Consider the following 16,850-nt stretch of genomic DNA (forward strand, 5'->3'; position numbering starts at 1 on the left):
CGATTTTCGTCCCCAGCCGGAGCGCGTCATGAAGGCTGAAGTCAATGCGCCGGCGGTCTGGCTCGCAAATTTTCCCTGGCCGGGCGACGACACCCACAAGCACAGCCGCGGGCGCCTGGGCGTGGTCTCGGGCCGGGCTGGCCATACCGGCGCCGCGCGTCTCGCCGCCCGCGCGGGGCTCAGGATAGGCGCTGGTCTCGTCAAGGTGCTGTGTCCGCCAGACGCGGTCTCGGTGCTCGGCGGGGCCTTGGAGGCGGTGATGATTCAGCCGGTCGAGGATCCGGAGGATCTGCGCGAGGCGGCCCAACCCATGGACGCGGTTGTCATCGGCCCGGCGGCAGGCCTTGGCCGTGCAACCGAGGATAATCTGCAGGCATTGGCCCGCACCGGCGCGGTCCTCGTCGCCGACGCAGATGCGCTCAGCCTGTTCGCAGGCCGCTCTGCCGACCTCTTCGCCGTCCTGGATCACGACGACGTGCTGACACCCCATGAGGGCGAGTTCGAGCGCCTGTTTCCCAGCTTGCTGCTCAAGGGCCGTGAGGCGGCCGCGGCCGAGGCCGCCCAGCGCGCCGACGCCGTGGTTGTTCTGAAGGGCGCGCGGACGGTCATCGCTGCGCCGGACGGCCGCATCCGGGTCAATCCGAACGGTTCGCCCTGGCTTGCGACGGCCGGGACTGGCGACGTGCTGTCCGGCATGATCGGCGGACTGGCGGCGCAGCGCATGAACAGTTTCGACGCCGCCTCCGCCGCCGTCTGGATGCACGCCGAAGCGGCTCGCGCCGTCGGGCCAGGATTGATTTCCGAAGACCTGCCCAACCGCCTTCCGGCCGTTCTGGCCGAGTTGCACGGCGGCTGAACCTAGTTGGGCGCGACCCGCCAAACCGTATTGGAGAGATCGTCGGCGATGAATAGGGCGCGCGTTCGGGGGTCGAACAAGACGCCTACCGGCCGACCGCGCGCATTGCCGTCTTTCCAGAAGCCCGTCACGAAATCGACCGGCTGTCCGACCGGACGACCGTTTTGGAAGGCGACCCAGGTGACCTTGAAGCCTGACGGGTCCTGACGGTTCCAGCTGCCGTGCTCGCCGATGAAGGCCCCCTGGCTGAACGCGCCGCCGAAGCCGCCATCAGCGGCGAAGTGCAGACCTAGCGCTGCGACGTGGTTGCCCAGAGCATAGTCGGGCGTCAGGGCGCGCTCGATCAGTTCCGGCTTCTGCTTCTGCGGGGCGACGCGCGGGTCGGGGTTCTTGCCCCAGTAGCTGTAGGGCCAGCCATAGAAGCCGCCATCCTGCACGGCGGTCAGATAATCGGGCACGAGCTGCGGACCCAGCTCGTCGCGCTCGTTCACGACCGACCAGAGCTGGCCCGTCGCCGGCTCGATGGCCAGGGCGGTCGGGTTGCGGATTCCCGTCGCGATGGTGCGCCGCGCGCCGGTTTCGCGGTCGATCTCCCACACGACGGCGCGCTCCTCCTCGACAGCCATGCCGCGTTCACCGACGTTGGAGTTCGAGCCGATGCCGACGTACAAGAATCGGCCGTCGGCGCTGGCCGTCATGGCCTTGGTCCAGTGGTGATTCAGCTGCGAGGGCAGCTTGGTCAGCTCCTCGCCCGGCGTCGTGATCTGGGTCTGTCCGTCCTGATAGGCGAACCGGAGCACGGCATCCTGATTGGCGACATAGAGGTTGCCGTCGACGAAGGCCAAGCCGTAGGGGGCGTCCAGATCGTCGATGAAGACCGAGCGGCTTTCGAACTGCCCGTCGCCGTCGGCGTCGCGCAGCAGAGTGATGCGGTCGCCGCTCCGCACCTGGGTGTTGCCCCGCTTCTTGATGACGCCGGCGATGACGTCCTTGGGCCGCAGCGCTGGGGCCCCGCCGCCGCGGCCTTCGGCGACCAGCAGGTCGCCGTTGGGCAACATCAGCATCTGGCGCGGGATCAGCAGGCCCGTGGCTATGGGGCTGATGGTGAAGCCTGCAGGCACGGTCGGCATCTCGCCGTCCCAAGCGGCAGGCAAGGAGATGTTCATGGCCGGAAGCAGGCTCTCTCCAGCGCTCGGCAGCTGCGGCCGGGCGCCGGTTTCGCGCAGATCGGGGTCGCTCGGGGCGCTGCAGGCAGCCAGCGCGGCCATGGCGGCCAGGGTCGCTACGCGCTTCATCACATCACCTCCGAACGAACAGGGCGGGTGTGCAGAACCCACCCTGCGGCTACCGCCAGAAGCGCCGTCAGGATTGAAAGGGTCAGGCCCACCGCGCCGACAGAGCTCCAGGCGTCGCGGCTGTGGTGCAGCGCATTGATGAAGCCCAAGACAAACATGATGATCAGAATGATCAGATAAATCAGACTTCGGGTGAGGCCGCCTGTTTTGCGGGATCGAACCGCGTCGGCAATCGCCCACAGCAGCACCAGGCCGGCGAAAAGCAGGCCGCCCGCGATCAGCCAGGAGGAGAAGTTCGTCCACTGCATCTCGCCGGTGTTCAGATAGGCCACATCGCTCGCAATGGCGCTGGTGAACAAGGCGATCGGAAAAGCCAGCAGGATGCCGTGAAGCGCCCTCCCTATCCCCGGTGCATACGGCGTGCGTGCGGCCATTCGATCCCTCCTGCCCGTTTGATGGTCATAAGGAGTAATCCCTTGGGCGCGCGGGGGTTGCGAGGTCAGATGAATAACCTTGACCATACGAAAAACGCCCCGGCCTTGCGACCGGGGCGTTGGCGGCGGTTCAGAGCCGGTCTGTCGTCAGCCTTGTGAACGCTGGGCGCGCAGGGCAGGGCGGGGCAGGTCGTAGCGGTCGTTCTCCATGACCTGGACCCAGGCCCTGACGAAGTCGCGCACGAACTTCTCGCCGGCGTCCGCCGAGGCGTAGACCTCGGCCAGTGCGCGCAGCTGGGAGTTGGAGCCGAACACCAGATCGGTGCGCGTCGCCGTCCAGCGCTTCTCGTGGGTTTCGCGATCCGAACCGACGAAGGTCTCGTCGGAGTGGTCGTCCACCTGTTTCCAGGCCGTCTTCATGTCCAGCAGATTGACGAAGAAGTCGTTGGTCAGCTGGCCCGGACGATCCGTCAGCACGCCGTTCTCGGACGCGCCGTGATTGACGCCCAGCACCCGAAGGCCGCCGACCAGCACGGCCATCTGCGGCGCGGTCAGCCCCAGCAGTTGCGACCGGTCGACCAGCAGCTCTTCCGTCGGCACGTTGAACCGCACCTGCAGATAGTTGCGGAAGCCGTCGGCGCGCGGCTCCAGCACCTTGAAGCCCTCGACGTCGGTCTGCTCCTGGGTCGCGTCGGTGCGGCCGGGCGTAAAGGGCACGGTGATGTCGTGGCCCGCCGCCTTGGCCGCCTGTTCAATTCCAACTGAGCCGCCCAGCACGATCAAGTCGGCGATGGAGACATTCAGACCCGAGGACGCCTTGATGTCCTCGTAGGCCTTGAGCACTTTCGACAGCTTGGCCGGCTCGTTGACGTCCCAGTCCTTCTGCGGGGCTAGGCGGATGCGCGCGCCGTTGGCGCCGCCGCGGTGGTCCGACCCGCGATAGGTCGAGGCCGAGGCCCAGGCGGTGCGCACCAGGTCCGCCACCGACAGGCCCGACGAGGCGATCGCCGACTTCAACGCCCCCACGTCGGCGTCGCTCAGCTTGGGACCGGTATGCGCCGGGATCGGATCCTGCCAGATCAGGTCTTCCTGCGGCACCTCAGGCCCGAGGTAGCGGATGCGCGGGCCCATGTCGCGGTGGCACAGCTTGAACCAGGCGCGGGCGAACTGGTCGGCGAAATAGGCCGGGTCAGCGCGGAAGCGCTCCATCACCTTGCGGTATTCGGGGTCGACCTTGAAGGCCATGTCGGCGGTGGTCATCATCGTCGGCACGCGCTTGCCGGGCGTGTGAGCCGCCGGGGCCAGGGTCTCGTCAGGATTGCCGACCGGCTGCCACTGCTTGGCGCCTGCGGGCGAGCGGACCAGTTCGTATTCGTGGTCCAGCAGCATGTCGAAATAGGTCATGTCCCAGGTGATGGGCGTCGGCGTCCAGGCGCCCTCGATGCCGGACGTGATGGTATGATCGCCCATGCCGCTCTCGTGGCCCGAAACCCAGCCCAGGCCCTGTTGAGCGATGTCGGCGCCCTCGGGCGAGATGCCGACCTTGGAGGCGTCGCCGTTTCCGTGGGCCTTGCCGAAGGTGTGGCCGCCGGCGGTCAGGGCGGCGGTCTCGACATCATTCATGCCCATGCGGGCGAAGGTCTCGCGGATGTCGCGCGCGGACTGCAGCGCCTCGGGCACGCCGCCCGGTCCTTCCGGATTGACGTAGATCAGGCCCATCTGGATCGCGGCTAGAGGCTCTTCCAGCGCCATTTCCTTGTCGGGCTGGATGCGGGTCTCATTGCCCTCGTCGCCGACCCAGTTCTCTTCCGTGCCCCAGTAGACGTCCTTCTCGGGCTCCCAGACGTCGGCGCGGCCGCCGCCGAAGCCGAAGACCGGCCCGCCCATGGATTCAATGGCGACATTGCCGGCCAGGATGAACAGGTCGGCCCATGAAAGATTGGCGCCGTACTTCTGCTTGATCGGCCACAGCAGGCGGCGCGCCTTGTCCAGGTTGCCGTTGTCCGGCCAGGAGTTGAGCGGGGCGAACCGTTGCTGGCCCGCGCCCGCGCCGCCGCGGCCGTCGCCCGTGCGATAGGTGCCGGCCGAGTGCCAGGCCATGCGAATGAAGAAAGGACCGTAATGCCCGTAGTCCGCCGGCCACCAGGGCTGGCTGTCGGTCATCAGGGCATGCAGGTCGCGCTTGACCGCATCGTAGTCGAGCTTCTTGAACGCCTCGGCGTAGTCGAAGTCGTCGCCCATCGGGTCGCCGGTGCGGCCCTGCTGGTGAAGGATGTCGACCGCAAGGTGGTTGGGCCACCAGTCACGATTGGTGCGCCCCAGAAGCGAGCGCAGGGCGCCCTTTTCCTTCTTGGGATCCGAAAGCGGGCTCGATCCGCCTGCGTGTCCATCCATGGCCGTTCCTCCTGTCGATTGTCGTTGGAGGTCAGCCTATGCCCGTCGCTTGAGAAAGCAAAATCGATAAAGCTTAATGTCGGGAGCAGAAAAATCTATAGATAACGGCGCGGAGCCGAGCTCCGCGCCGTGGTTCATCAGTGGTCGTGCGAGCCGTGGCCGTGGGTGTCGGCGTCGGTCTCTCCCGGGGCCACGCCCTCGCCGCCGGTCTCGGCGAACCAGAAGGGCTGGCGTGGCTTCTGGCGCGGGGCGACCTCGTTCATGCCGGAATCGTAAACCCGGCCGTTGGCCACCGTGTAGGCGATGGCCGTGGTGTTGCGGATGTTCTCCAGCGGATTGGCGTTCAGCACCACCATGTCGGCCAGCTTGCCGACCTCCAGCGAGCCCAGGTCGCGGTCCATGCCCAGCGCCTTGGCGCCGTTCAGCGAACCGGCGCGCAGGATGTCCAGCGGCGCCATGCCGCCCTGGGCCAGGCTCCACATCTCCCAGTGGGCGGCCAGGCCCTCGCGCTGGCCGTGGGCGCCGATCTGGACGTTGACGCCCTGCTGGGCCAGGCGCGTGGCCTCGCGCGCGACCGAGATGTGGTTCCACTCGTTGTCCGGGGCCGTGCCAATGCGGCGGGCGCGGGCGTCCAAGGTGCGACGCGGCACATACTGGGTCAGGATCGGATCGTCCCAGACCGGGCTTTCCTGATACCAGTAGTTTTCGCCGTAGCTGCCGCCATAGGCGACCACGATGGTCGGGTTGTAGGCGACCTGGGTCTGGCGCCACAGCTGATGCACGTCGTCGTACATGCGCTGGGTCGGGATGGCGTGTTCGATGGTGGTGTGGCCGTCCACGATCATGGTCATGTTGTGCTGGAACAGCGATCCGCCTTCGGGCACCACCATCATGTCCAGCTGACGCGCCGCCTCGATCACCTGCTGGCGCTGTTCGCGCCGGGGCTGGTTGTAGCTCTTGACGCTCCAGGCGCCGGCCGCGCGCATCCGGCGCAGCGTCGACAGGGCGTCGTCCAGGCTGTCGATCTTGGCGGTCGAGGCCGTGGTCGCGCCATACAGGATAGTGCCGGTCGAGAAGATGCGCGGCGCCACCACGCGGCCCGCCCGGCCCAGCTCGCTGTGGGCGAAGATCTCGCTGGTGTCGTTGGACGGGTCGTGGATCGTCGTCACGCCGAAGGCCAGCGAGGCGTAGTTGACCCAGCTCTGCTGCGGGATGATCTCGCTGGAGCCCATGGCCCCGTGCCAGTGGGTGTCGACGATGCCGGGCATGATGGTCTTGCCGGCCATGTCCAGCGTCGGGGTTCCAGCCGGGATGGCCGTCGAGCTGGCCGGACCGATCGCGGCGATGCGGTTGCCGTCAATGATGACCACGCCGTCCTCGATGACCTGGTCGCCGTTTAGGGTGATCAGCCGCGCGCCGGTCAGGGCGATGCGCCCATCGGGCCGGTCGGTCGCCACGCTGAAGCCGATGTCCACGCCGGTCTCATCGGGCTTGGGCAGGGTCTCGGGGGCGCCGTCCACAAAGGCGAAAGCCTGGTTCAGGTCGCGGGTGAACAGTTCGGACCCCAGCGACCAGCGAAGACGACGGGAATCGCCCGACCAGCTCAGCCATTCGCCGGCGTCGCGCGTGACCCGCGCCTGGGGCAGGGCCTTGCCGTCGGGGCTCAGGGCCACCGGGCGGCCCGTCGTCACGAAGGGCGCGACATAGGCGTTGAACCGTTCGGTCCAGCCGATCCAGCGGCCGTCGGGCGACAGCGAGAACTCGGTCGCCCATTCCGAGGTCAGGTGGGTGCGGCGGTCCTCGCCGTTGCGGTCGACCGACACCAGCGCTCGCTTGTCGCCGTCGCGGTCGGTCAGGAACAGCCGGTCGCCGTTCGCGCCGAACTGGGGCGCCGAGCCGCGGTCGCTGACCAGGACGGCCTGGCCGTGGCCCGAGGCCGAGACACGATAGATCCCGGTGTCACGGCTCCACAGGGCCGAGGTCAGGCGGCCGCCCGAAATGGCGCGATACACCACCTCGCGGCCGTCGGGCGAGAAGGTCGGCTCGACATAGTGGCCGGGCCGGCTCGAGACGACGCGGCCGGTTCCGCCCGAGGCGGGGACCACGCGCACCGTGCCCAACTCGCCGTCGTTCCAGGTCGTGTAGACGATCGAGCGGCCGTCGCGCGACCAGCTGGGATAGAGTTCGAAATGCTCGTCCTGACGCGTCAGGCGGCGCGCCTGGCCAGTCGGCAGATCGCGGATCCACAGATTGCCCAGCGCCTCGAACACGACGCGCGAGCCGTCCGGCGACGGCGTGGCCCAGCGGATCATCTTCACGTCGAAGCGGTCGGGCGCGACCTCGACCGGGCGGCGCACGGCGTCCTGAACCCGGCGGGTGTCGTTGACGCGGAACGGGATGTCGGTCGCCTGACCCGAGGCCACGTCGACGCGTCGGATCTTGCCGCCGGCCCACAGCACGATGGAGCGGTTGTCCGGCGTCCAACTGATGGCCGGATAGACGCCGTGGACGGCCCAGGTCTCCTGCATGTCGCGGTCCAGCCCGTCATAGACGGCGGTCTCGCGCCCGGACTCGATGTCCATGATGTAGAGCACCGACTGGTACCGGACGCGCCGGATGAAGGCGATCGACTTGCCGTCCGGCGACGGGGTCGGCCGGATCGAACCGCCGGGGCCGGTGATGTAGGGCTGAACCTCGCCGGTCTGCAGATCCATCCGCCGGATGACGTAGATCTGCTCGTTGACGTCCTTGCTGTATTCGAACACCCCGCCCGGCGTGGCGTCGTCGCTGAAATACAGATAGCGGCCGTCGGGCGAGAAGGCGGGCTCGCCCGTGTCCTTCTGCTGGGTGCGGCGTTCGGTCAGCTGCACGCCGCCGCCGCCCGAGCGGTGGTACATCCAGATCTCGCCGGCCCCCAGCGAGCGGGCCGAGGTGAAGTGCTTGCGCCCCACCACATATTCGCCGTCCGGCGTCCACTCCGGCTGGTTCAGCAGGCGGAAGCTCTCTTTCGACAGCTGCACCGGGTTGGACCCGTCGGCGTCCATGACCCACAGATTGTCGCCGCCGGCGCGGTCGGATGTGAAGGCGATGTGGCGGCCATCCGGCGACCAGCGCGGCTGCATGTCCCACGCCACGCCCGACGCGATGGCGCGCGCCTCGCCGCCGCCGATGGGCATGACGTAGATGTCGCCCAGCAAGTCGAACACCAGGGTGCGGCCGTCGGGGCTAACGTCCACCGACATCCAGGTGCCTTCGGTGACATTGATCGGAACGTCGCGCGCCGGCCCGGGCGGGTTCTGCACATCCCATTTGGGCGTCTCAGCGCGGGGAGGCGTCGCGTCGGCCGCCGGCGTATCCGTCGTCGCCGGCTGAGCCGCATCCTGAGCCCAGACAGGTGAAGCGGTTACGGCCAAAACAGCGGCGCTCGCCAGCAGAAGACGCTTCATGTCGATTTCCCCGATTTGATGCCGAGACATTGCCGCGCTTTCCGGCGCGCGCCCCTTTGGCCCGTCAGACCATCTGTTTCACGCGAAGTCCAGCCGATGCGGCGTCGCGGTCAGCGGCTGGGTCATCGCCCGTCGCCGCGATGGAGAAAGCCGCCAAGACTGCGGCGGACATCACCCGCAGGCGGCGAAGAAGCGGTCCACGTCGGCGACGGTGGCCGGGTGGGCGACGTAGGTCTCTCGCGTCTCGCCCTCCCATCGCGCGATCCAGCCCAGCGAGCGGAAGCGCTGAAGCACGGGATCCTTGGCGTCGGCCGACGCGGTCAGGAAAACGCCGTCGCGCACGCCCAGCGGTTCAGCTTCGGCGCGGTAGCGTTCAGTAGAGCCACCCGACTCCAGGTGCAGTTCTCGATCACCGTCAGAGCCTGGCGCCATCATCGCCACCTGGCGGGCGCCGGCGGTGCATTCGAACGCCAGCTCCAGATCGTCGGACGCCTCCGAGCCAAAGGCCAGCTTGGCCTCGCCGCCATCCTGGGTCAGCCGCCAGTCCAGGCCGGCGACCGGGACGGGCGCGCCCGAAACGACGCTTTCGGGGGAGGACGCGGTGGCGCAAGCGCCGAGGCCGAGCAGGGCGGCGGCGGTCAGGAGGATGGGAGTGGACTTCATCCGCTGCAAAGCTCCGCGAAGCGCCGAAGGCGGGGCAGGGCGTTGCGGCCCACCTCGATCGCGCGCGACCCGTCGGACCAAGCCAGGTTCAACTTCCCGCTGGCCAGAAAGGCCGCAAAGACCGGGTGATCGGTGCGAAGCGCGGTTTGCAGCTGGCCGCCGCGAGCGTTGGCGACCTCGACAGCCGCTGTGGCCTGTCCCGAACGGGCGGTGGCGAAACCTGTCGGCGCCTGGACGTCATAGAGGGAAAGACGCGCGACGCCCGACCCGGGATCGCATTCCAGTGTCGAGCGCAAGCGCGGCGTGTCGGGTACTTCATTGGCCAGCACCAGCGGGCCGTCGCCTTCATACAGCGTCCATGTCCAGGCGTCGTTCTGGACAGGCGCAGGCGATGCGCCCATCGCCCAGGCGACGGTCAGGGCCGCGATCAGACTGGTCATGGATTCAGCCCCCGCTGACGACCGAAGGATCCATTGTGGATCAGGCGCGGCTGGAACCGCAATAGGCCAGGAAGGTCGCGGCCATGTGACGCTCATCGTCGCTGGCGGCCAGGCGCGCTTCGCCGGCCTCGCCGCGCACCGACAGGGGCCGCCCTTCGGCCAGGCCGCGCAGGGCGGCGTCGTTCAGCGGCAAGGTGCTTTCCTCGAAGTCGCCGGCGGACAGGGGGTCGAGGCTCTGAGGGCCCATGGAGGCGCGAACCAGACGGGGTGTGTCGGGCTTCATGTCGCCGTAGACCACGACCTCGGCGTCGCCGGGCGAGCAGGTCATCATCAGAGCCAGCTGATCGGAGTTGGGCATGCCGTAGGCCAGCTTGGCCATGTCGTCTTCATGGCTCAGATGCCAGCCGGCGCCGTCCGAGCGTTGGTCGTCGGTCGCGTTGGTCTGCACCGCGAAGGCGGCGAGGGCGACGGCGGCGAGAGCGGGGACCACGACCTTGATCATGATCGCTGAACGCGGGTTGGGCGTTAAGAGTTCACGGCTCAGCTTGGAGAGAATTGGATTCTTTCGCCCGGACGGCTATCAGGCGCCCCTTCCTGTTTGCGAGCGCCTTTATGTCCGACGCCCTGCCCGACCGCCTGTCCGTCGATCCCGACAGCCCGTTTCACGACGCCGATCTGCTGGCGCGCGGCATCGGCGTTCGCTTCAAGGGCGAAGAGAAGACCAATGTCGAGGAATACTGCGTTTCGGAAGGCTGGGTCCGGCTGGCGTTGGGCAATCGCGTCGATCGTCGCGGCAAGCCGCTGACGGTGAAGCTGCAAGGGGTGGTCGAACCCTATCTGCAGAACGACTGACGTTTCCGGCAAGGCCGACTCGGGTCTAGGTTTCGACCTTCGACCCGCCGGAGCGCCCCCGTGAACATCCGTCTCTCCCGTATTCTTGTCGCCACGGTCGCGCTTGCGGCCTTCACTGGCCCGGTGGCCGCTCAGGACGCCCAGGCGATCCGCACGGCTGAGCAGCTTCGCGACCGCGCCATGGCGGGCTCGGGCGCCTATTCGATCGTCGAGGCCATCACCACCCGCTTTGGTCCGCGTCCGGCCGGCACGGCGTCCGAGCGGGCCGCCGCCGAATGGGGCGTCGGCTATCTGCGCGCCGAAGGCTTCGACAATGTCCGCCTGCAGGAGTTCCCCCTAAGCGCCTGGTCTCGGGGTCAGGAGTCGGTCGAGATCGTCGGCCGCCATGCCCAGCCCCTGGCCGCCGTCGGCCTGGGCGGCGGCCAGGCCACCCCACCCGAAGGCATCGAGGCCGAGGCGGTGGTGTTCGAAACCTTCCAAGGTCTGCTGGACGCGCCGGCCGGGTCGCTGACCGGCAAGATCGCAGTCGTGCTTCAGGACACCATCCGCGCCCAGGACGGCCGCGGCTACGGCTCGTCCTCGGTCATGCGCTTCCAGGGGCCGACCGAGGCGGCGGCGCGCGGCGCGGTCGGCTATGTGCTGCGCTCTCTGGGCACACACGATCACCGCTTCCCGCACACCGGCGCGACGCGGGTGGGCGAGGGGACCGTACCGGCCTTCGCCATCAGCCCGCCTGACGCCGATCAGATCCGCCGCCTGGTCGCCCTGAACGAAGGCCCGATCCGGCTGCGCCTGAAATCCACGGCCGCCTTCGAGGCGCCCGGCCGGTCGCAGAACGTCATCGCCGAGGTGCGCGGCCGCGAACGTCCCGACGAGATCATCACCATCGGCGGCCACCTGGACAGCTGGGACCAGGGCACCGGCGCCATCGACGACGCCGCAGGCATCGCCATCACCACTGCCGCGCTCAAGCTGATCGCCGACCTGCCCCAGGCTCCGCGCCGCACCATCCGTGTCGTCTGGTGGGGCGCCGAGGAGGTCAGCCAGCCCGCGCCCGCTCAGGGCCTGGCGGGCGCCCGCGCCTACGCCCAGTCGATCGAAGGCGAGGTCGCCAACCACATCGCCATCTCCGAAAGCGATTTCGGCGCCGGCCGCATCTACGGCCTCAGCCTGCCCGGCGGACAGGCCGACAGCGACTTCCAGAAAGCCGCCATGCGCGTGCTGACGCCCATCGGCGTGCTGTGGAACCCCGCGCCCGCGCGCGGCGGCGGCCCCGACACCGGCCCCAGCGTCGCGCTCGGCGTGCCCGCCTTCCAACTGGCCCAGGACGGCACCGACTACTTCGACGTGCACCACACCGCCGACGACGTCATCGACCGCATCGACCCCAAGGCGATGGATCAGAACGTCGCCGCCTGGGCCGCCCTGCTGTGGCTGATCGCCGACAGCGACGTCGACTTCCGCGCCGCGGCGCCGACGCCCTGAGGCTTGGCGCATATCGGCTCGGCCGATATACGAGGCTTCAGTGCGGGCGTGGCGAAACTGGTAGACGCAACGGACTTAAAATCCGTCGGGCCTGGCCCGTGCCGGTTCGACCCCGGCCGCCCGCACCATTCAGGATTTTGGCAAGCGCTCTCCTTTGACAGCCGGACCTTGCACGGACTGCGGGGAATCAGTCGGAGGTGGCTGCAGCGTTCGGGGCCTATTCGCCCAGCGCAGGCTTTCTTCCGCGGCCTGCAGTCTCGTCCCCTTACCGCGAGCGATGAGGGGCGGCCACGACGCCGCGCTCAGGCAGGGTCTCTTCGCCGAAATGATGCTCAATGCGGCCGGTCAGCATCTCCTTGCGGGAGAACACCTCCTCCTGGCCGTCGATAAGCAGTTCGTCCTCGCCTGGATCGTCGTCGCCGGGAGGGCTGACAGGGTCCGAGCCGTGGGGGGTCATGATGGATCCTAGTGAGCTTTCTGAGGCGGCCCGCGGACTCGATGACGGGGCCCTAACGCGGGGCGCTATTGAGGTGGAACAACACCGGCCCACGCGAGGTTGCTTCGACTCGCCGCAGGAGGACGCTTTGTGAACAATCGAGCACCGGAAACCGAGAGCATCAGCCCATGATGGCCGCATCCCCATGGCTGCTGGTCGTCATCGGCGTGGCGATCGTGCTGGTCGCGGTTCTCGCCTATGGTCAGATGCAGTCCCGCAAGCGCGATCGAGAGGTTGATCCGCACACGCCGTCGGACGATCCGTCCAAGGGAATGTGATCCCCTTCGATCCAGCTGCAGGCTTCGAGCCAGCAGCGGGACATGGGAGTCCTGCGACATTGGGCCGCATTATCGCTGCGATGGGCTTTCGCGTCGCCGCCGTTGAATACTGACGTTACGGAACCATCAGCCTTCAGGAAAAACAGTCATGATCGCTCGACGCACCTTCCTCGCCACGTCAGGCGCTCTGGCGCTCAGCGGCGCCTGGACGCCCGACGCCTCGGCTCGTCAAACCAATGTGCGCGATCTGATCACCACCCGGTTCCGAGGGGCTGATCAGGACGTGCCGGTCATCGGCATCGGCACTGCGAGGCGTTATGCCGAGCCGGCCGACGCGGCGGCCATGAGCGCACTGCGCGACACCGTGGGCCGTTTCGCGGAGCTGGGGGGCAGTCTGATCGACACAGCCCCTTCCTATGGGCGCGCGGAGGAGGTTGTTGGCGAACTGGTGCAAGACCTCGGCATTCGTGACCGTCTCTTTATCGCCACCAAGGTCGGCGCCGACAACGTCGAGCAGGGCGCGGCCCAGATCGAAGCCTCGTTCCGCAAGCTGCGTACGGACGTGATCGACCTGATCGCGGTGCATAATCTGCGGGGACTCGACAACCAGCTGGCGCTTTTGCGTGATCTGAAGGCCTCCGGACGCATTCGGGCGCTCGGCGCCACAACATCCGCAAAGCCACAGTACGCGGCCTTCGAGGCCGCCATGCGTCAACACTCGCTCGACGCCATCCAGATCGATTACGCCCTCGACAATCGAGAGGCGGCGGATCGGATTCTGCCCCTTGCGCAGGAACAGGGCGTGACGGTCATGATCAACTTGCCGTTCGGCCGGGGTCGATTGTTCCAGGCTGTGCAGGATCGGCCGCTGCCGGACTGGGCGGCCGAGATCGGAGCCGCCAGCTGGGCCCAAATCTTCCTGAAGTACATCGTTTCCCATCCGTCGCGGCCTATCGCCATCCCCGGCACGGCCCAGGTGCGCTATGCGGATGACAACCTGGGCGCGGCGCGCGCCCCGCTGCCCGATGCGGCCATGAGGCGTCGCATGGAGCAGTATATTGACGCCGTCTGACGATCCGTCGCCACGGCGTCTGGGACAGGCTGCGCCGCGCTTCAACCTGATCGCGGTGCGCCAAGAAGAGCAGCCGGCGGTGATCGGCGGCTTCCTGATGTTCTTCCTGCTGTTCACCAGCTGGTTCATGCTCCGGCCGGTGCGCGAGATGTTCGGCGTGGCCGGCGGCGTCGACAATCTTCAGTGGCTGTTCACCGCCACCTTCGCGGCCACTCTGATCGTGGCGCCGGTGTATGGGTGGGCGGCCGGGCGGCTGCCGCGACGGCGGCTTCTGCCGCTCGCCTATCTGGTCTCGTCGGTGGTGATGATCGGCTTCGGGGTAAGCCTCGCGCTGGACCCGGGGAATGTGTGGGTCGGACGCCTGTTCTACGTCTGGGCTTCGGTCTTCAACCTGTTCGTCATCTCCATCGCCTGGAGTCTTCTGGCCGATGTGCTGGACCGCGACCAGAGCCAGCGGATGTTCGGCCAGATCGCCGCCGGCGCCAGCCTGGGCGGCTTGACCGGCCCGGTGCTGAGCGGATTGCTGATTGCGCCGCTCGGCGAGGCGGGGCTGTTGTTCATTTCCACGGGCCTGCTGCTCTCCACCCTCGTCTGCGTCCTCTGGCTGCTGCGTTGGCGCGACCGCATGGGCCCGCGACGCGACGGCCCGACGCCCGAGCGTATCGGAGGTTCGATCTGGGGCGGGCTCAGGCTGATCATCGCATCGCCCTACCTTCTGGCGGTCGCGGCTTTCGTGTTGCTGCTCACCTCGGTGACGACCTTCCTCTATTTCGAACAGGCGCGCATCGTGTCGGAGACGTTCGCCGACCGCACCCGCCAGACCCAGGTCTTCGCGACGATCGATGCGGTGGTGCAGGCCTCGACGATCGGAATCCAGCTTTTCCTGACCGGCTGGATCGCGCGCCGTCTTGGCGTGGTGGTTCTACTCACAGCCGTGCCGGTCATCATGGTTTTCGGCTTTGGGCTCCTGGCGTTCGCGGCCACCTTCCCCATCCTGGTTTTCGTCATGGTCGTGCGTCGGGTGGGCGAGTACGCCCTGGTTCGGCCGGGCCGGGAGATGCTGTTCTCGCCGCTCGATCTGGAGACCAAGTACAAGGCCAAGAACGCCATCGACACGGTCGTGTACCGGGGCGGCGACATGATGTCCGCTTGGCTGAACACCGGGATCGCCAGTCTCGGGGCGGCCTGGTTGGTCGCTTTGCTGGGTGGTCTGATTGCGGGCGTATGGGCCGCAGTGGGCTGGAACGTCGGGCGTCGGCACGACCGGTCGGACGTCGGACGGGCCTGACGCTAGAACGCCTTATACGCGCAAGACGCCCCCGAATGCCGCTTGGCCAGAGGGCAGGCGGCGGGTAACAGCACCGCCGTCGTGAATGCGTTGTGAGGACGTGATGATTCGTGGATGGCTCGCTTTCCTGACTCTTTCTGCGAGTCTGATGGGGACCACGCCCGCCGCTCTCAGCCAGCCGTTGAGCCCGGGCGTTGAGCCGCACGCCGCGCCGGCTCTTGTAGTCGTTGTCGTGGTCGATCAGCTGGGCGCTGATCTGTTCAATCAATACCGCCCGCGTTTCCAGGCTGGGCTGAAGACGCTTTCGGATGAGGGCCTGGTCTACGCCAACGGCTACCACGCCCATGGACTCACTGAGACCTGCCCGGGCTTCTCGACCATACTGAGCGGCCGGCACCCGACGGAAACGGGCATTCAGGCCAACTTCGGCTTCGATCCGGAAACGGGCCGACCTTTCTATTGTCTAGAGGACAGGCGGAACGCGCTCGCGCACGGCCGCAACACCGACAACGGCCCGGTGGGACCGGCGCTGCTGCGCGCCACGACCCTGGGCGACTGGTTGAAGGAGCAGAGCCCCGCGAGCCGCGTCTTCGCCGTTTCCGGCAAGGATCGCGGCGCCATCAATCTGGCGGGCCATCGGCCCGACGGCGCCTATTGGCACACGATGGATTTCGGCTTCACGACCTATGTGGAGCCGGGCCAGGACGCCGCCGAACGCCTTGCGCCCATATCCGCCTTCAACGCGCGAACGGCCGAGCGCCTGCGCGCTGATCCGCCCGCCTGGGACTTCACCCGCGACCAGTGCCGCGCCCTGGTCGGAACCTTGACCGTGGCGGGGCAGGCGTTCCATTCGACCCTGCCGCCGGCGATGTTCGAGCTGGATGTCTCGCCGCTGCTGGACGAGATCACTCTGGAAGCCGCGACTGAGCTTCTGGAGACCCAGCAACTGGGCCGTCGAGGCGTGACCGATCTGCTGGGCGTCAGCCTGTCGGGCACGGACCGCATCGGCCACGCCTACGGCGCCCAGGGGCCGGAGATGTGCGAGCAGATGCATCGCCTCGACGTCGCTCTGGGCGATTTCCTGAAGCGTCTGGAGGATGTGCCCGGCGGCGTTCTGCTGGTCCTGACGGCCGATCACGGCGGCTCTGACATTGTAGAGCGGCTGGCCGAACGGGGCGAGCCCCGCGCCCGCCGTGCGGACCCGACCATCATCCCGCGCCTGAACCTGATGCTGCGCGAGCGTTTCGGCTTCGACCACGACGCCGCCGCCTATTCGGCGACGGGCGTCTCGCTGCGCGGCCCGGAGCGGACCGCATTGACTGGAGCGACGCGAGACCAGGCCATAGCGGCCGCCGTCGCCTTCCTGAACGATCAGCCGGACGTGGCCATCGCCGTGGCGCGCGACGAACTGATCGCCGACCCCGTCCCGGCCGATACGCGCGAGCCGGCGGCCTTGAGCCTCCGAGAACGTCTGCGTCTAAGCGTTGTCGCCGATCGGTCGCCGGAAATCATGTACGGCCTGACGCCCTTCACCGTGCGGGGCGGCGGGCGCATCGGATCGTCGGCCATGAGCCACGGCTCGATCTGGGATTACGACCGCCGCGTGCCGATCCTGTTCTGGACGCCCGGCGACGGGGGGCAGGAGCGGCCGGCGCCCATCCGCACCATCGATATCGCACCGACCTTGGCCAATGCGCTTGGGCTGGAGACGCCGGAAGTGGACGGCCGCTGCATTGATCTGGGGCTGGCCGTGGCCGGGGCCTGCGGGCAGGGCGCGCCGTAAACTCGTGTTTCGGCGGGCGTTCCGGCCTTACCCGGGACGCGGTTCATTGGCAGAACAGGGGTGGAAAC

Annotated in this window: 15 protein-coding genes and 1 tRNA gene; 8 read left to right on the top strand and 8 right to left on the bottom strand. The window is 67.9% G+C overall.

Features of this window, described 5'->3' with window-relative positions:
- The first annotated feature begins 28 nt into the window (after positions 1–28).
- On the top strand, positions 29–856 hold the full coding sequence (locus E4M01_RS06225; protein ID WP_135061721.1) for an NAD(P)H-hydrate dehydratase: 828 nt from the start codon (positions 29–31) through the stop codon (positions 854–856).
- Positions 857–858: 2 nt separating this feature from the next.
- Here the strand turns inward: E4M01_RS06225 and E4M01_RS06230 are convergent, their stop codons facing one another.
- The 7 genes from E4M01_RS06230 to E4M01_RS06260 all read right to left on the bottom strand — a co-directional run bounded on the left by E4M01_RS06230 (position 859) and on the right by E4M01_RS06260 (position 10,030).
- On the bottom strand, positions 859–2,151 hold the full coding sequence (locus tag E4M01_RS06230) for a sorbosone dehydrogenase family protein (RefSeq protein WP_135061720.1): 1,293 nt from the start codon (positions 2,149–2,151) through the stop codon (positions 859–861).
- Positions 2,151–2,585, bottom strand: a complete 435-nt coding sequence (locus tag E4M01_RS06235) for a DUF2231 domain-containing protein (RefSeq protein WP_135061719.1) — start codon at positions 2,583–2,585, stop codon at positions 2,151–2,153. The genes E4M01_RS06230 and E4M01_RS06235 overlap by 1 nt, the downstream gene beginning before the upstream one ends.
- Positions 2,586–2,732: 147 nt before the next feature.
- Positions 2,733–4,979, bottom strand: a complete 2,247-nt coding sequence (gene katG, locus E4M01_RS06240; protein WP_135061718.1) for a catalase/peroxidase HPI — start codon at positions 4,977–4,979, stop codon at positions 2,733–2,735.
- 137 nt (positions 4,980–5,116) lie between these two features.
- Complete coding sequence (locus E4M01_RS06245; protein WP_135061717.1) at positions 5,117–8,425, bottom strand: amidohydrolase family protein; 3,309 nt, start codon at positions 8,423–8,425, stop codon at positions 5,117–5,119.
- 171 nt (positions 8,426–8,596) lie between these two features.
- A complete protein-coding gene (locus E4M01_RS06250) occupies positions 8,597–9,088 on the bottom strand; it encodes a hypothetical protein (RefSeq protein ID WP_209316080.1) in 492 nt (163 codons plus the stop codon).
- Entirely contained in the window at positions 9,085–9,528 is a 444-nt protein-coding gene (locus E4M01_RS06255) for a hypothetical protein (RefSeq protein ID WP_135061716.1), read from the bottom strand. The genes E4M01_RS06250 and E4M01_RS06255 overlap by 4 nt, the downstream gene beginning before the upstream one ends.
- Positions 9,529–9,568: 40 nt before the next feature.
- The gene (locus E4M01_RS06260; RefSeq protein WP_135061715.1) at positions 9,569–10,030 is read right to left on the bottom strand and encodes a hypothetical protein; all 462 of its coding nucleotides are present in this window, start codon (positions 10,028–10,030) and stop codon (positions 9,569–9,571) included.
- 110 nt (positions 10,031–10,140) lie between these two features.
- On the opposite strand from E4M01_RS06260, the gene E4M01_RS06265 reads away from it, so the two are divergent.
- From E4M01_RS06265 to E4M01_RS06275, 3 genes are all read left to right on the top strand, one after another.
- Positions 10,141–10,380, top strand: coding sequence for a DUF3297 family protein (locus tag E4M01_RS06265; protein ID WP_135061714.1), 240 nt, complete (start codon positions 10,141–10,143; stop codon positions 10,378–10,380).
- 60 nt (positions 10,381–10,440) lie between these two features.
- Positions 10,441–11,865: a M20/M25/M40 family metallo-hydrolase gene (locus tag E4M01_RS06270; RefSeq protein WP_245158152.1), complete on the top strand. Its 1,425-nt coding sequence runs from the start codon at positions 10,441–10,443 to the stop codon at positions 11,863–11,865.
- Between the two features lie 42 nt (positions 11,866–11,907).
- A tRNA-Leu gene (locus E4M01_RS06275) sits at positions 11,908–11,993 on the top strand.
- A gap of 137 nt (positions 11,994–12,130) precedes the next feature.
- Here E4M01_RS06275 and E4M01_RS06280 read toward each other — a convergent pair.
- Positions 12,131–12,322, bottom strand: coding sequence for a hypothetical protein (locus E4M01_RS06280; protein ID WP_135061713.1), 192 nt, complete (start codon positions 12,320–12,322; stop codon positions 12,131–12,133).
- 167 nt (positions 12,323–12,489) lie between these two features.
- Between E4M01_RS06280 and E4M01_RS14290 the strand changes: the two genes are divergently transcribed.
- The 4 genes from E4M01_RS14290 to E4M01_RS06295 all read left to right on the top strand — a co-directional run bounded on the left by E4M01_RS14290 (position 12,490) and on the right by E4M01_RS06295 (position 16,782).
- Positions 12,490–12,639, top strand: coding sequence for a hypothetical protein (locus E4M01_RS14290; protein ID WP_167765241.1), 150 nt, complete (start codon positions 12,490–12,492; stop codon positions 12,637–12,639).
- A gap of 148 nt (positions 12,640–12,787) precedes the next feature.
- Complete coding sequence (locus E4M01_RS06285) at positions 12,788–13,711, top strand: aldo/keto reductase (protein WP_135061712.1); 924 nt, start codon at positions 12,788–12,790, stop codon at positions 13,709–13,711.
- Positions 13,698–14,999 (top strand): NTP/NDP exchange transporter, encoded by a 1,302-nt coding sequence (locus E4M01_RS06290; protein ID WP_209316081.1) that lies wholly within the window; start codon positions 13,698–13,700, stop codon positions 14,997–14,999. Before E4M01_RS06285 ends, E4M01_RS06290 begins: the two co-directional genes overlap by 14 nt.
- A gap of 148 nt (positions 15,000–15,147) precedes the next feature.
- Entirely contained in the window at positions 15,148–16,782 is a 1,635-nt protein-coding gene (locus E4M01_RS06295; protein WP_167765239.1) for an alkaline phosphatase family protein, read from the top strand.
- Positions 16,783–16,850 lie beyond the last annotated feature (68 nt).

Origin of the sequence: Brevundimonas sp. MF30-B, assembly GCF_004683885.1 — a bacterium.
Classification (GTDB): domain Bacteria; phylum Pseudomonadota; class Alphaproteobacteria; order Caulobacterales; family Caulobacteraceae; genus Brevundimonas.

Bases quoted from the DNA above. Each gene is read 5' to 3' on its own strand.
- E4M01_RS14290 (WP_167765241.1), top strand. From the start codon at position 12,490: ATGATGGCCGCATCCCCATGGCTGCTGGTCGTCATCGGCGTGGCGATC.
- E4M01_RS06295 (WP_167765239.1), top strand. From the start codon at position 15,148: ATGGGGACCACGCCCGCCGCTCTCAGCCAGCCGTTGAGCCCGGGCGTT.
- E4M01_RS06265 (WP_135061714.1), top strand. From the start codon at position 10,141: ATGTCCGACGCCCTGCCCGACCGCCTGTCCGTCGATCCCGACAGCCCG.
- E4M01_RS06245 (WP_135061717.1), bottom strand. From the start codon at position 8,425: ATGAAGCGTCTTCTGCTGGCGAGCGCCGCTGTTTTGGCCGTAACCGCT.
- E4M01_RS06260 (WP_135061715.1), bottom strand. From the start codon at position 10,030: ATGATCAAGGTCGTGGTCCCCGCTCTCGCCGCCGTCGCCCTCGCCGCC.
- E4M01_RS06285 (WP_135061712.1), top strand. From the start codon at position 12,788: ATGATCGCTCGACGCACCTTCCTCGCCACGTCAGGCGCTCTGGCGCTC.
- katG (WP_135061718.1), bottom strand. From the start codon at position 4,979: ATGGATGGACACGCAGGCGGATCGAGCCCGCTTTCGGATCCCAAGAAG.
- E4M01_RS06255 (WP_135061716.1), bottom strand. From the start codon at position 9,528: ATGACCAGTCTGATCGCGGCCCTGACCGTCGCCTGGGCGATGGGCGCA.
- E4M01_RS06225 (WP_135061721.1), top strand. From the start codon at position 29: ATGAAGGCTGAAGTCAATGCGCCGGCGGTCTGGCTCGCAAATTTTCCC.
- E4M01_RS06250 (WP_209316080.1), bottom strand. From the start codon at position 9,088: ATGAAGTCCACTCCCATCCTCCTGACCGCCGCCGCCCTGCTCGGCCTC.
- E4M01_RS06235 (WP_135061719.1), bottom strand. From the start codon at position 2,585: ATGGCCGCACGCACGCCGTATGCACCGGGGATAGGGAGGGCGCTTCAC.
- E4M01_RS06230 (WP_135061720.1), bottom strand. From the start codon at position 2,151: ATGAAGCGCGTAGCGACCCTGGCCGCCATGGCCGCGCTGGCTGCCTGC.
- E4M01_RS06280 (WP_135061713.1), bottom strand. From the start codon at position 12,322: ATGACCCCCCACGGCTCGGACCCTGTCAGCCCTCCCGGCGACGACGAT.